Source organism: Paenibacillus sp. MAHUQ-63, assembly GCF_028765165.1.
Classification (GTDB): Bacteria; Bacillota; Bacilli; order Paenibacillales; family NBRC-103111; genus Paenibacillus_E.
Map to the genome: position 1 here is coordinate 461,625 of NZ_JARADB010000004.1, position 14,641 is coordinate 476,265.

The 14,641-nt window shown below is 50.7% G+C and carries 12 protein-coding genes; 9 read left to right on the forward strand and 3 right to left on the reverse strand.

From position 1 onward, the window contains the following. Positions 1–11: 11 nt before the first annotated feature. The 5 genes from PUT07_RS25455 to PUT07_RS25475 all read left to right on the forward strand — a co-directional run bounded on the left by PUT07_RS25455 (position 12) and on the right by PUT07_RS25475 (position 7,368). The gene (locus PUT07_RS25455) at positions 12–1,187 is read left to right on the forward strand and encodes an MFS transporter (protein WP_274471527.1); all 1,176 of its coding nucleotides are present in this window, start codon (positions 12–14) and stop codon (positions 1,185–1,187) included. Between the two features lie 68 nt (positions 1,188–1,255). Next, positions 1,256–3,610 carry a nitrite reductase large subunit NirB gene (gene nirB, locus PUT07_RS25460; RefSeq protein ID WP_274471528.1) on the forward strand — a complete coding sequence of 785 codons (2,355 nt, stop codon included), beginning with the start codon at positions 1,256–1,258 and terminating at the stop codon, positions 3,608–3,610. Positions 3,611–3,614: 4 nt separating this feature from the next. Then, positions 3,615–5,732, forward strand: coding sequence for an assimilatory nitrate reductase catalytic subunit NasC (nasC, locus tag PUT07_RS25465; RefSeq protein WP_274471530.1), 2,118 nt, complete (start codon positions 3,615–3,617; stop codon positions 5,730–5,732). Positions 5,733–5,881: 149 nt separating this feature from the next. After that, positions 5,882–6,724, forward strand: coding sequence for an RMD1 family protein (locus PUT07_RS25470; protein ID WP_274471532.1), 843 nt, complete (start codon positions 5,882–5,884; stop codon positions 6,722–6,724). Positions 6,725–6,858: 134 nt separating this feature from the next. Further along, entirely contained in the window at positions 6,859–7,368 is a 510-nt protein-coding gene (locus PUT07_RS25475; protein WP_274471534.1) for a GNAT family N-acetyltransferase, read from the forward strand. A gap of 76 nt (positions 7,369–7,444) precedes the next feature. Here the strand turns inward: PUT07_RS25475 and PUT07_RS25480 are convergent, their stop codons facing one another. From PUT07_RS25480 to PUT07_RS25490, 3 genes are read right to left on the reverse strand one after another with little or no spacing between them, the layout of a single operon-like run. Then, entirely contained in the window at positions 7,445–8,422 is a 978-nt protein-coding gene (locus PUT07_RS25480) for a TIGR03943 family putative permease subunit (RefSeq protein WP_274471535.1), read from the reverse strand. Between the two features lie 23 nt (positions 8,423–8,445). Further along, on the reverse strand, positions 8,446–9,447 hold the full coding sequence (locus PUT07_RS25485; protein WP_274471537.1) for a permease: 1,002 nt from the start codon (positions 9,445–9,447) through the stop codon (positions 8,446–8,448). 12 nt (positions 9,448–9,459) lie between these two features. Beyond that, complete coding sequence (locus tag PUT07_RS25490; protein WP_274471538.1) at positions 9,460–10,491, reverse strand: CobW family GTP-binding protein; 1,032 nt, start codon at positions 10,489–10,491, stop codon at positions 9,460–9,462. Positions 10,492–10,764: 273 nt separating this feature from the next. Here PUT07_RS25490 and PUT07_RS25495 point away from each other — a divergent pair, with 273 nt between their 5' ends. The 4 genes from PUT07_RS25495 to PUT07_RS25510 all read left to right on the forward strand — a co-directional run bounded on the left by PUT07_RS25495 (position 10,765) and on the right by PUT07_RS25510 (position 14,596). Continuing rightward, complete coding sequence (locus PUT07_RS25495) at positions 10,765–11,472, forward strand: metal ABC transporter ATP-binding protein (RefSeq protein ID WP_274471541.1); 708 nt, start codon at positions 10,765–10,767, stop codon at positions 11,470–11,472. Continuing rightward, positions 11,418–12,332: a metal ABC transporter permease gene (locus PUT07_RS25500; protein ID WP_274471542.1), complete on the forward strand. Its 915-nt coding sequence runs from the start codon at positions 11,418–11,420 to the stop codon at positions 12,330–12,332. Before PUT07_RS25495 ends, PUT07_RS25500 begins: the two co-directional genes overlap by 55 nt. Before the next feature lie 6 nt (positions 12,333–12,338). Then, the gene (locus PUT07_RS25505; RefSeq protein WP_274471544.1) at positions 12,339–13,289 is read left to right on the forward strand and encodes a metal ABC transporter substrate-binding protein; all 951 of its coding nucleotides are present in this window, start codon (positions 12,339–12,341) and stop codon (positions 13,287–13,289) included. Between the two features lie 86 nt (positions 13,290–13,375). Continuing rightward, positions 13,376–14,596: a GTP-binding protein gene (locus PUT07_RS25510; RefSeq protein ID WP_274471545.1), complete on the forward strand. Its 1,221-nt coding sequence runs from the start codon at positions 13,376–13,378 to the stop codon at positions 14,594–14,596. Positions 14,597–14,641: the final 45 nt, after the last annotated feature.

Below are 14,641 nucleotides of genomic sequence, written 5' to 3' on the forward strand. Positions count from 1 at the left end.
GGATACGTCATATGCGACACAACGGATCTTATCTAGCGCTTGGATTTTCGACATTTGCCATGATGGCTTCCTTCATCATTTGGAGCGTATTTTCGCCGATTGCGGGTCAGATTCAGGAACAATTCCAGCTGAGTACCATACAGAAAAGCTTGCTGATCGCAGCGCCGGTATTGCTAGGCTCAATCCTGCGGATTCCAATGGGGATTTATACGGACCGCTTCGGCGGTAAACGCGTATTCACGATCACGATGCTGTTTCTTGCATTGCCACTGGGAGCGGCCGGTTGGGTGCAGTCGTATGGGTGGCTGCTGCTGTGCGCCGTATTCATCGGGATGGCAGGTACGACGTTCGCGATTTCCTTGACCTATGTCTCCAGATGGTTTCCGCCGGAACGCCAAGGCCTTGTACTTGGGCTAGCCGGGCTCGGGAACCTGGGCGGAGCGGTTGCCAGCTACACGCTGCCCATCGTGTTCAACCGCTTCGGCTTGCCTTGGGTATTCTGGAGCTTAGCGATCATGATCATCGCCGTAGCGGTCGTCTTCCTGCTCGGCGCGAAGGATCTGCCTGCTCCGGCGCAGCCCAAAACATTGAAGCAATCGATGGTCGTTCTTAAAGAACAATCCACGTGGTACTTATCGATATTTTATTTCCTAACGTTCGGCGGCTTCGTAGCATTCGGAGCTTACCTGCCGACATTTCTTAAGGAGCTGTTTGCACTATCCGCCACGGATGCGGGCTTGAAGACAGCGGGCTTTGTCGTTATCGCAACGCTGATTCGCCCCTTGGGGGGCTATATGGCGGACCGCGCCGGTTCACGCAAAGTGCTGGTGTTCGTTTTCACCGGTCTCATCGCCACTTCGCTGACCATGGCCGCATCGCTGCATCAGTTCGCTGCCTTCAGCGCCGGCTGTTTGGCCGCTGCAGCTTTACTGGGTATCGGCAACGGGGCTGTGTTCAAAATGGTGCCGGAGGTATCTACGGGCAACACGGGAGCCGTGACCGGGATTGTCGGTGCCGCCGGCGGCGTTGGCGGATTTTTTCCGCCGATCGTGCTCGGCCTGATTAAAGATTGGACGGGGACGTATACGCTCGGATTCATCCTGCTCATGGTATTTGCTTTCGTCTGTTTATGGATGAATCTGGCAACCAAACGTCTGGCCTTACATAAACAGAGCACTGCGGCATAACCGCAGTGCGTTCTAAAGGATGAATCCCATCTGCAGCACATGGGAAAGTGAGTGGGGGTTAATCATACATGGGGAAACAGAAACTTGTACTAGTCGGTAACGGTATGGCCGGAGTCCGCTGCATCGAAGAGATTATAGCGCTTGCGCCAGACCGATTCGAAATCACGATATTCGGTAGCGAGCCGCATCCGAATTACAATCGCATTATGCTGTCCAAGGTGCTTCAAGGGGATACGTCCATCGCGGATATTACGATTAACGATTGGCAGTGGTATCAAGATAACGGCATTACGCTGTATGCAGGAGATCCGGTCATCCAAATCGATACGGCGGGGCGTAAAGTCATCAGTGAATCAGGAAGAATCGTCGCTTACGATCAGCTTATCCTGGCAACCGGTTCACTGCCTTTCATGCTGCCGCTGCCCGGAGCGGATAAACCGGGAGTTACGGCATTCCGGGACATCAACGATTGCAACAAAATGTTGGAAGCGTCCAAGTCGTACAAGAAAGCCGTTGTGATCGGCGGAGGTTTGCTTGGGTTGGAGGCGGCGCGCGGATTGTTGAATCTGGGTATGGAAGTGCATGTCGTACACATTTTTCATTATTTGATGGAACGCCAGCTTACGCCGACATCCGCCGGCATGCTTCGCAAAGAGCTGGAGAAACAAGGCATGCGGTTCCTTCTCGAGAAGCAAACGGAGAAAATTCTCGGCAAGAAGCGCGTGGAAGGCCTGCTGTTCAAGGATGGAAGCAAGGTGGAAGCCGACTTAATCGTTATCGCGGTGGGGGTACGCCCGAATATCAAGCTTGCGGCGGACAGCGGCATCGAGACCAATCGTGCGATCATGGTCAATGATTATATGGAAACGAATGTTCCCGGCGTTTATGCGGTTGGGGAATGTGCGGAGCATCGCAACATGGTGTACGGTCTGGTTGCGCCTTTATATGAGCAGGGCAAAGTGCTTGCGAGAACAATTTGCGGCCTCGATACTGAACCTTATGAAGGGTCCATTCTGTATTCGCAGCTGAAAGTATCCGGGGTAGAAGTATTCTCTGCCGGCGAAATTCGCGATGCCGAGATTACGACGGCGGTAAAAGCCATTGACGGCGTTCGCAACACGTATAAGAAAATTGCAATCCGTGACAATAAAATCGTCGGTGCCGTCTTGTTCGGCGACAGCAGCGAAGGCAATAAGCTGCTCGGGTATATTAAACGGCAGGCGGACGTCTCCGTACTGGAGGAGCAGTCGGCAGCCGGCGGCGCGGACGATGCCTTTGCGGAATCGCTGCCGCTAACGGCAACGGTGTGCTCCTGCAACGGCGTGAGCAAAGGCGCGATCATGGATGCGGTCCTTGAGGGCGGCTGCGAGACGGTCGAGGACGTTCGCGCATGCACGCGGGCATCGAGTACATGCGGCGGCTGCAAGCCGCTCGTATCCGCGATGCTGAAGCTGGCGCTGCAGAGCAAGGATGCGCCTGCCGCACAGAAAGCAACGGTGTGCGGCTGCACGTCGCACAGTCATGAAGAGCTGCGCGCAGCCGTGCGCAGCTCCGGCTTCGGTACAGCGCGCGAAGCAATGTCGGCGCTGGGGTGGCTGTCGGACGGGTGTGCGATATGCCGTCCGGCTTTGCACTACTACATCGGGCTGGCGCGGGAAGCCGATGCCCGGGGGACAGACGCTGCTGCGAGCGCGGCAGCGAACAACACCACCGCCATCATTCCTCGTATGTATGGCGGTGTGACGAACGCTGCTCAGCTAAGACAGATCGCGGACGTCATCGACAAATACGATATTCCGCTGGCGAAGCTGACGAGCGGGACGCATTTGAACCTTCTAGGCATCGAAGAGTCTCATGTCGCTTCCATCCGCTCTGAGCTTGGGCAGCCTGCTGCCGCTTTGCCGCTCTATGGCAAATTAATTCCGGCTGTCTCCACTTGCGCGGGTATAGGCTATGATACCAGCGCACTTCAAGACTCCGTTCGTTTGGGCGCAAGGCTGGAGCAGGCCATCGAACATTTGCAAATGCCTTCTCTCGTCAGTGTCGCCGTATCTGCGAGCACTCTGCACCGGGCAGGCACGCTGGCCAAAGATCTTGGCATTGCCGGCAGCCCGGGCGGATGGGAAATCTACGTCGGCGGCAGCTCCGGAACTAAGCTCCGGCAGGGCGAGCTGCTATGTATGGAGTCCTCTGAGGAGGCGGTGTTGGAGATGTCGGCGGCATTCCTGCAGTGGTACAGGGAAGAGGCCAATTACGGTGAAACGTCGGCGCAATGGGTTGAGCGATTAGGCATCGTGCAGCTGCGCGAAGGGCTGTTTAACCCCTATCTCCGTGCAGCATTACTGGCCAGAATGCGTCTGGCAACGGCCGTATCTACGGATCATCAAGCAAATACGCAGCCAGCAGCTGCATTAATAAGGTGAGTCTATGAGTCTAATTGCGGAACCAAAAGGTGTGAAGCGTGTCATGGACACGCAGTGTCCATTTTGCAGCGTACAGTGCAAAATGCAAGTCATTGAAGAGGTGGCGGCAGCAGGCAGCGTGCCGTCCTACAGCGTAGTTCCGAAGCCGAATCAAGCTTCGGAGGGACGGTTATGCATCAAAGGGATGAATGCCTATCAGCATGCGCTCACTGCCGAGCGAATCTTGCATCCGATGATGAAGATTGATGGCAAGTTTGTCCAAGTTACTTGGGCGGACGCCTATGCGCATATCGTGCGTAATTTCCATAACCTTCGTGATCAATATGGCCAACATTCGGTAGGTGTATATGGCGGAGGCTCCTTAACGAACGAATCCGCGTACTTGTTGGGCAAGTTCGCGCGCGTTGCCCTTCAAACCAAATACATCGATTATAACGGAAGATTTTGCATGTCGGCAGCTGCATCGGCTGGCGTAAAGGTATTCGGAATCGATCGCGGTTTAACGAACCAGCTGTCCGATATCGAGATGGCGGAATGCCTTCTACTGGCGGGAACGAATATTGCCGAGTGCCAGCCGACTTTAATGCCTTATTTGACAAGAGCAAAAGAGAAAGGCGCCTTCCTCATTGCCATCGATCCGAGGGAGACCGGGACTACACGGATAGCGGATCTGCATTTGCGGGTTAAACCGGGGATGGATGCGACTTTGGCCAACGGCATGCTGAAAGTGCTGTTGGAAGAAGGGCTTGTCGATCAACACTTCGTCGACCACCGGACGAATGGCTTCTCAGAGCTCAAAACCCACCTGGAATCGCTTGATATGAAGGAGATTAGCGAGTTAGCGGGGGTACCTGAGACGTTAATCCGACAAGCGGCATTGGCTTACGGGAGAGCGGCGACCGGCATGGTGTTCACGGCCAGAGGCGTCGAGCAGCAGACAGACGGGCATATGGCGGTTCGTAATTTCTTGAATCTCGTTCTGCTCACCGGCAAAATTGGCAAGCCGGGCTGCGGCTACGGGGCCGTCACCGGACAAGGGAACGGTCAGGGCGGCAGGGAGCACGGCCAGAAGGCGGATCAATTGCCGGGGTACCGGCTGATCGAGAATCCGGAAGACAGAGCTTATGTAGCGGGTGTATGGGGGATTGATCCGAACGAGCTTCCGGGGAAAGGCGTCTCCGCCTATGAGATGATGGAATTGGTACACCAGCAGGAGATTCGCGCCTTGTTCGTCATGGGATCCAACCCGATCGTATCCAATCCGAATGCCAATTTTGTAGAAGAGGGCTTGAAAAAGCTTGATTTCCTCGTTGTCGCCGATTTCCTCCTTTCGGAAACCGCGCAGCTTGCTGACTTGATTTTGCCTGCCTCCACTTATCTGGAAAACGGGGGAACACTCACCAATCTGGAAGGACGTGTGCTGTTGAGAGAATCGGCCCAGCCCGTTCCGGGCGAGGTGAAGCATGATTGGCAAATATTATGCGAGTTGGCTGGCTCCTTGGGGAGGGGCTCGTTATTCCAATATCAAGATGCCGAAGACATCTTTGACGAGCTCCGTTTGGCAAGCCGAGGAGGTGTTGCGGATTACTACGGCATCACCTACGAGCGTCTGCGCCAAGAGGAGGGCATCTACTGGCCGTGTCCGGAGCCGCAGCACCCGGGGCAGCGCCGCTTGTTCGAAGCTTCGTTCCCGCTGCCGGACGGCAAAGCGCTATTGACTTCGGTGGCGAACCATTTGCCACAAGAGCGTATTAGCGATGCGTTCCCTTTATACTTGACCACAGGCCGTGTGCTTACCCATTACTTGACAGGTGTGCAAACAAGAAGAAGCCATTCATTGGCAGCGCGAGATGTCGAGTCGTTCATGGAAATTCACCCGAAAACAGCGAGAAAGTACCGCCTTGAAGATGCTGCATTAGTGAAGGTGGCATCCAAGCGGGGGGAAATCTATGTGCGGTGCCGTTACAGCAGCGACATTCGTGAGGATACCGTTTTCGTCCCGATGCATTGGGGGAACACGCAGAACGTCAACAAAATTACGAACGATGCTTTGGACCCGACGTGTCGAATGCCAGGCTTCAAGGTTTGCGCCGTCCATGTCAGTCCTTTCGTGGCCGAATAGATGTAAAACTTACGGATCAGTTGCGTTCCTTGCAATTGATCCTTTTTGTTGTTCTGACGAGGACGATGAGGGTTAGAACGGCTTATTTCCGTTAAGACTGAGTAGCAGTGAAGTACTTTTCTTTAGATTACGGTTACAATAGGAGTTCTATGAAAAACATTACATTCAAGGCAGCCGCCGTTGCCAATGAAATCGACCTCAATAAAATTGCCATTCACTGCGGCATTCCTAAAAAATATACATGGGAAAAGCCGTTGATCATCCGGAACAGCTTTCTGAAAAACATTTATCAAACCGAGATTGACGAATTACAGCAGGTAATGGTATTTTCATTCGGCAGTGTCGTCTTTGTCAATCATTCGAAAACGTCGGAGATTCAACACTTTTTGAAATTTCTGCAATCGTTCGAACCGGATCTCGATTTGACTCAGGCGAAGCAATATACGGACGACTATAGTCTGCATGTCGGTGAAGTGGATCATATGGAATTAACCGACGAATATGTCGTTGTAGCCGAGTATGAGTATTTCCTTCCCGAGCTGATCTCGACCGTGCTGGCCAAATCGGTAGCCCTTGAGAAGATTGAGGAACAGCTCGGCAAAATCCAGGATAATCTGGAGCTGATGATTGACCGGTTGGAGAAAGGGAAGCTTCGGGTCGGCAACAAAGAACTGGCAAGAACGACTGCGAAAATCGTGAGGCATGAATACAACACATTAGCTTATATCATGATTTTGGATAAGCCTGATCTGACGTGGACGCATAGCGCGGCAAGCGAATTTTACGACGGGATGATGAACTTTTTTGAGTTGAATGATCGCTATAAAATTCTCAAAAGTAAAACGGATATTTTGTACCATATAATGGAGGGATTTTCGAACATCAGCCACTCGATTAGAGGGCTGTTCGTGGAATGGATTGTCGTGATCCTCATCGTCATCGAGGTGGTCATTACTATTTTGCAAATTATAGGCTGGGTGCCGTCGCACTAAAGAGGCGCTCCTAAGATCCCCGTCGCAGGGGATCTTTTCTTTTCATTCGTAGGGGGATTGACAGTTTCGCAGATCGGGTCGCTATGTTATTCTAAAAGGATGAAGCGAGAGAACGAGAAAAGGCGGTATAGGTCATGAAGCTAATGTTCCCAATGATTAGCACACCGGAGGAAATCGCAGAAGCAGCTCGATTGGCTGCAGCCATATGGCGCGAATATTATGTAACTCTGATTACCATCGAACAGATTGATTACATGATTGACAAGTTCCAATCGGTACCTGCGATGACGGATCAAATTCATCACCAAGGTTACGAATATTTCTTCATCCAACAAGAGGGCGCAGCAGTCGGATATATGGCCGTCAAACCCGTCGAGGGGAAGCTCTTCTTGAGCAAATTTTATATAGCCAAGGAGCACCGGGGACACGGATATGCGACCCAAGCATTGGCTTTCCTGGAGCAGCTGTGCCAACAGCGAAGCCTCAGCCATATATGGCTGACGGTCAATCGTCATAACGAATCGAGCATTGGGGTATACGAGAGCAAAGGTTTCAGAACCGTGCGGGAACAAATGGCGGATATCGGGAACGGATACGTCATGGATGATTTTATCATGGAGAAGGAAGTTTCCAATCGTACTTAACGAGTACGCAACGAAAGAAAGAGGAGCTGCAGGGATGCAGCTCCTCTTTCTTTCGGTTGACAGGCGGCAGCCGGGTCTAATGATCAGTGAGCACTTTAAGAGGTTCGAAGTTCGGGTACACGTAGGGCTCGCTAGGAGGAGCGATTTTCTCAATTTGATTAGCCTTGATCATGAAAATATCGTTGCCATTGTAGCTGCCGTTATGAATGGTTCCGGTGACCTTGACCCACATGTCTTTGGGATATGTCTGGGCGGAAGGAAAGTCGATCAGAACTCCGTAGGGGGTAGCATCCGCGGAACAACAGCTCACAGCGAATCGGCCGACGACGAATTGGCTGCTGGTCATCCCGTCTTCCCGGTAGACGAAGCCGGACAGTTCCATTTTTTTACCGATAAAATTGTTTTTGAACAAGTCGATGGAGGAGAGTATTTCCATATAAACTTCGGGTTGAACGACGATGGTATCCTTCTTATAAAGGATCATGCCTACCTTGGCAAAATCTTCGTCCCATTCATTATCAATAGGAAATAATGCCTGCAAGTCGGCATCCGAATTCGCAGTTATCGGCTTATCCGGTTGGGAAGCAGGGGGAGCTGCCGAAGGCGCCGGGACCGTCGTCTGCAACGGGGCGGATGGGAGTTCACCTGCGTCTGCGGCAGACTTTGCAATGCTTGATTGAGCAGCAGAAAGATTCATTCCCTTGGCAGCAGCCATCGCAGAGTTTAGAGCAGTATCCGGCAGCAAAAAGCCGATGAACAGCGGAAGCAACAGCAGTCCATATGCGACTGTGTTCCGTATAGCCCCACGGGTTAGCGGCTGCTCGCATGCACACGTTACGGGTTTCCCCCAGTAAGCCCGCAGTGCCATATAACCTTGAAAGCAGGCAATGATATACAAGATGACGGCAGCCAGTTTCACATAGATCATCATTCGCGGTGCAATGTAATATTGCAGCGCATCCGACTTGGACAGAACTACGATATAGCTGGAAAATCCGAGAAGAATCAATGTTCGAGCGAAATAATGGAAGCTGATGAGGCGAATTTGATCCATGTGCATTTCCCCTTAAGATAGAGTTACCCTAAATGCTCCAGAAGCAGCGAACAGGTAAGAACAGTGGCTGCGATTAATAGAGAGAGAATGATGACAAATTTGGATTTAAACACGGAGAGCAGCATGAGCGTGCTTTTGAAATCCAGCATAGGACCGAACACTAAAAAGGTTAGCAGGGAGCCTGGCGTAAACGATGTTTGAAAAGAGGAAGCTACGAAGGCATCCGAGGTTGAACATAAAGATAGGATGTAGGCGAAACCCATCATAAACAAGTGAGAGCTGATCGGGCCTTGTCCGATGGCGAGCAGGCTTTCGCGCTGCATATAAATTTGGATCAGTGCGGTAAGCAAGGAACCAAAGACCACATACTTCCCCATTTCAAAAAATTCATCGGACGCATGCACGAAAAAGGTATTCATTCGGCTTGCGAACCCGCCCCCTTGATGTTGGTGTTCATCTGGATTCATAAAGTTCGTGCGGCTGTTTCGCAGCGGACTGCTTCTCAGGAACCGGTAGAGGAGCAGGCCGATGATCGCTGCAGCGGCAAAAGCAAGTCCCATGCGTGAATAGGCAATAGCAGGCTGGCTGCGAAATGCCATGAATGTTGCTGCAAATACAATGGGGTTAATGATCGGGCCGGTTATTATGAAAACGACAGCAATGTAAACAGGCATGCCTTTGAGAATCAGTCTTCGCACGACAGGAATCATCCCGCATTCACACATGGGGAACAGGATGCCTAGTAAACAGGCGAACACAATGCCAAGGACGGGGTTCTTCGGAATGATTCGGCGAATCGTTTGTTCAGATACAAACGTTTGCAGCAGCGACGACAGCAGTACGCCTAAGATAATGAAAGGAAGGGCTTCTAATAGGATGCTTATAAAAATCGTTTTGAATGATTGAATTTGCTCGGTTTGAAGAACGAAAGACGGTACGTCTCTGTTCAGGAAGATAAGAATTAGGAGCAAGAAGCAAATAACGGCTAGAGCTTGTAGGCTCGCTCGAAAAACGGTACTTGGCATGGGGGCAGCTCCTTACGAATCATGAATGGATGCCTGAGATTCCACCAGACACTTTGTCCAGTCGTCCTCAATGGTTTCTACATCCAAATCAAGACCTATGAGAACGATATAGGGCGCATCTTGAAAATCGATAGGTTCCCAATTGACTCGTTTACCTGCAAATTGCATAAGGAAAGGCTCGCGCTTATGGCCGATTCGCAAATATCCTTTAGCCCGAAGCAGCGTTCGTCCCCACCTAGCCAAATAATGCTCCACAAGGCGTCTAGTCACGATATGCCCTTCCTCTAAAGGGATGGAAAGGGTCTGTATGCGGGAGAAAGATGCGGGTTGCTTGGATGGATGACTCGTCGCTTGGAATGGTTTTACGGCTTGAAACCGCATGTTTTTGTTCAAGTGAAGTGAGCTTGGAGGCTGCGAATGTCTGGATGCTAGACCCGTGAAAATATAGTTTAAATCAAATTGACTATGAACCGTGTTCAATAATATGGAACGTTCATTGTATTTACGAATTGTTTTTTCGATAGACTTCAATTGTTTATCAGATACGAGATCGATTTTATTGAGCACCAGAAGATCGGCCACTTCCATCTGTCTTCTAATTGTGTGGACGAGTTCCCGGTCCGATGCGAATATACTGTTATATTCGAGCACATGTTCAGCGTCAAGCACGGTAATAACTTGATGAAGCTTGACATAAGGAAGCAGGGAAGGCTCCGTCAGGGCATCGACGATCTCCTCGGGGTTAGCAACACCGGTAAGTTCAATGAGAATGACATCGGGATTACGAACGATCAACTGTTTAACGGATGCGGAAATATCGCTTTTTTTGCTGCAGCAGATGCAGCCATCCAGCAGTTTGGCCATGTTGAGATCCGGAGATGCGGACTGCAGAAGGTGCCCGTCAACATCTTGTTTCCCGAGTTCATTCATGAGAACAGCAGGCGAGAGTTCCAAGGCGTCAGCCTCTTGGAGCATACGAACGAGCAGGGTCGTTTTGCCGCTGCCTAGAAATCCGCTTATTACGATCACAGGCACTTTACTCATTGCAGGACTCCTTTACTATGTATGTATTGAAAGCGTAATTATTACGAATTAAATTGTAGTATAAAAGAGGGAACGCTGCAAGGTCTGAAAAAATTCAGGATTGACATTGCTTTAAAAAGCGGATATATTCGTCTAGGTAAAAGTAATTTTTACGATTAATGGGATATTATATTCGTAATAATTACATGTAACAATAGGTGGATGTCTACGAAAAAATGAAAGTTCAAGCCGTTAATTCGTAATTTTTACAATAAATGCAGGAGGTTATATGTGATGTTAATTGCATCTCTGAAAGAGGTCGAGTTTGGATATACGGATATTCCTTGTCTGCAAGATGCCGACGTGGAGATTCAATCGGGCGAGTTCGTCGTGGTGACGGGACCGAACGGCGCAGCCAAGTCAACCCTGCTGAAGCTCATCTTGGGTTTAATTGAGCCGTGGAAAGGCCGCGTCTACCTCTCGCCTAAGAATGGTGAAGGGAAGAAGCTGCAAGTCGGGTATGTCCCGCAGCAAATTGCTGCTTTTAACAGCGGATTCCCAAGTTCCATAAGAGAGTTCGTCCGTTCGGGCAGATACGCCAGCGGATCATGGCTCCGCAAGCTTAACGGGGAAGACGAGAGGGTGACAGAAACAGCGCTTCGGCAAGTTGGCATGTGGGATTTGCGTAAACGCAAAATCGGCGAGCTTTCCGGCGGTCAGAAGCAGCGGATATGCATCGCCAGGGCTCTGGCCCAAGAACCGGATGTGCTCGTTCTCGATGAACCTGCGACGGGGATGGATCAGGATAGCCGATCCGGATTCTATGAATTGATGCATCATCATGTAAGCATACATAAACGGACCGTTATTATGGTGACACACCATCTCGATGAAGTATCCCCTTACCTGGACCGCATCATTGCGTTGGAGAGAAAGGAGGACGGCGGATGGAGATGCTGCACTACGACTTCATGCAGCGGGCATTTTGTGCCGGTGGGTTGATAGCCGTTATCGCATCGGTGCTCGGCGTATATTTAATGCTGCGCAGACAGGCGCTTATGGCAGATATGCTGTCTCACGTATCGTTGGCTGGCATAGCCGGGGGCGCTTATCTGCATATCAATCCGACGCTATCCGGATTTGTTGTAGCGGCCGTGGGAGCGGTCGCGGTTGAATGGGTGAGGAGAGCCTACAAATCCTACAGTGAAATATCCGTTGCGATTATTATGGTAGGCGGATTATCTTCAGCTGTTATTATCATGAGTCTCAATCCGAGTGTTAACAAAGGATTCTCGGCTTATTTATTCGGTTCGGTCGTTGCGGTGAAGGAGACGGAGCTATTGTTCATGCTGGGTGTAGCGGTAGTCGGGGGGCTTTTCTTCTACTTGTTCAGGCGGCCTCTGTACCAAATGACGTTCGATGAAGATACCGCCAGAACGAATGGACTGCCGGTCAAATGGCTGTCTCTTGGTTTTAGCGTATTAACCGGTATGATCGTATCCGCAGCTATGCCAATCGTAGGCGTGTTACTTGTTTCAGCCCTGATTGTACTTCCTGCGGCTCTGGCTATCAGAATCGCTCCCAGCTTCACTTCGGCGCTTGCGATCGCTATAGGGGTTGGCTTGCTTGGCGTGTTCTCCGGGCTTACGGCTTCGTATGAACTGAGCACCCCGCCTGGAGGAACCATTGCGATCTGCTTATTAATTGCTTTGCTTAGCGGATTAAGCATGAAAAAACTGGTCGTCAAGTACAGTAAAGCCAACAATCATAGAACTGTGCTAGCAGAGCCGGCGGCTTTCGGCCGACTGCTGAAATCGTCGGGAGACACCGCCAAAACAACTCATACTTATCAGGAGGATTAATTAATCATGAAAAAATCACGGGCAGTCCAATCACTTGCATTCACCGCTTTGACAACGCTTCTTCTATCAGGTTGCGGCTCTAATCCTGCTTCAAGCAGCGGAAAACTTAACGTTGTTACAACCTTTTACCCGATGTATGAATTCACCAAGCAAGTTGCCGGCGAACATGCGGATGTGATTGCTTTAATTCCTGCCGGTGCTGAGCCGCATGATTGGGAGCCCAGCGCCAAAGATATGGAAAGATTGAAAAAAGCGGACGTGTTTGTTTACAACGGAGTTGTGGAAGGCTGGGTGGAGCAAGCATTAACGAGTGCTGAGAATTCAAAGCGGGTTGTGGTCGAAGCCAGCAAAGGGATCGAACTCAAGGAAGGGCTACCGGAGGAAGAGGAGCATCACGAGGAAGAGGCCCATTCAGAGCATCACGATGGGGAAATGCTGGATCCGCATGTATGGTTGAATCCGGTGCTTGCTCAGCAAGAGGTTGAATCCATACTGACAGGCTTGTCTCAAGCAGACCCCGCCCATGAAGCCGATTATCGTAAAAATGCAGATGTGTTTATCGGGAAGCTGAAAGAGTTGGATGCCTCCTACCGGACGGGTCTTGCGCAAGTGAAAAAGAAGGAATTCGTGACCCAGCACGCAGCATTCAGCTATTTGGCCCAAGAGTATGGACTGACACAAGTTCCAATCGCCGGGCTATCGCCTGAAGAAGAGCCGTCTCCTTCACGAATGGGCGATATCATTCAATTTGCCAAAGAGAACCAGGTGAAGACGATATTCTTTGAAACTTTAGTGGACCCGAAAGTAGCGGCAACCATTGCCAAAGAACTCCATGCCAAAACGGATGTGTTGAATCCGCTGGAAGGGTTGACAGATGAAGAGAAGAAGCAAAACCTGGATTACATCGGTGTCATGACCAATAACTTGGAAGCGTTGAAGAAAGCGTTAAATGAATAGAAGGAAGAGAGAGCAAACCTGCAAACCTAGTGTTTGCTTATTACTTGGGTGTTAATCGTAACTATTACATATAAAAGGAGAACGCCATGTCAAATCAGCAAATTCCAGTCACCGTTTTAAGCGGTTATTTAGGGGCTGGCAAAACAACTTTATTAAACCACATCTTACATAATCGGGACGGTTTGCGGGTTGCCGTTATCGTCAATGATTTAAGCGAGGTCAATATCGATGCCGGGCTTATTCGGGAGGGGAACGGGTTATCGCGGACGAACGAGAGCCTGGTGGAAATGTCCAACGGCTGTATTTGCTGCACATTGCGCGAAGATCTGTTGAAGGAAGTGGAGCGGCTTGCCAAGGAGAATAGGTTCGATTACATCTTGATCGAATCAACCGGCGTTGGCGAGCCCTTGCCGGTGGCTCAAACCTTCACTTATCTGGATGAGGAGCAGGGCATTGATCTCTCCCGAATTTGCCGCTTGGACAGCATGGTGACAGTCGTAGATGCCTATCGCTTTTGGACGGATTATTCCTCAGGGGAAACTCTTCTCGAACGGAATCAAGCGGTCGGGGAAGACGATACGAGGGAAGTCGTTGATCTACTGATTGATCAAATCGAGTTCTGCGATATTCTCATTTTGAATAAATGCGACATGTTGGAGCCAGAGGAGTTGAACGAGCTGGAAGCCGTACTGCGCAAACTGCAGCCTAGAGCCAAATGGATTCGTTCCGTATTTGGGCAGGTGGCGCCGGCGGAAATTCTTAACACACATCTATTCGATTTCGATAAGGCCAGCACGTCGGCCGGGTGGATAGAGGAAATGGAGAAGGGGGCTCATACGCCGGAGACAGAGGAGTATGGGATTGCCTCCTTCGTGTATGCAAGAGTCCGCCCCTTCGAGCCTTCGCGGCTGATGAGATGGATGGAGGCTTGGCCTCCCGAGATCGTAAGAGCCAAAGGGATGATGTGGCTTGCGAGCCGCAATGATTACGCGCAGAGCCTAAGCCAGGCAGGACCGTCTATCCGGTTCGGGCCTGCAGGACTTTGGATATCTGCGCTCCCCGATGCGGAAAGAGAAGCCGTGCTGGAAGAAGAGGCCGATCTGATGAAGCATTGGGATGCTATCCATGGGGATCGCATCAATAAAATCGTCTTCATCGGCATGGATATGGACCGGGATGCCCTCATCGCTTCTCTGGATGCCTGCTTATTAACGGAGGAGGAAATGCTCGGAGATTGGAATCGGTTTGAGGATCATCTGCCCAATTTCATCATGGAATTGGAGGAGGCCTGTCCATTGCCGCAATAATTAGAAGGAGAAAGAGACGGGCGGAGAACATGTCTCCTGCCCGTT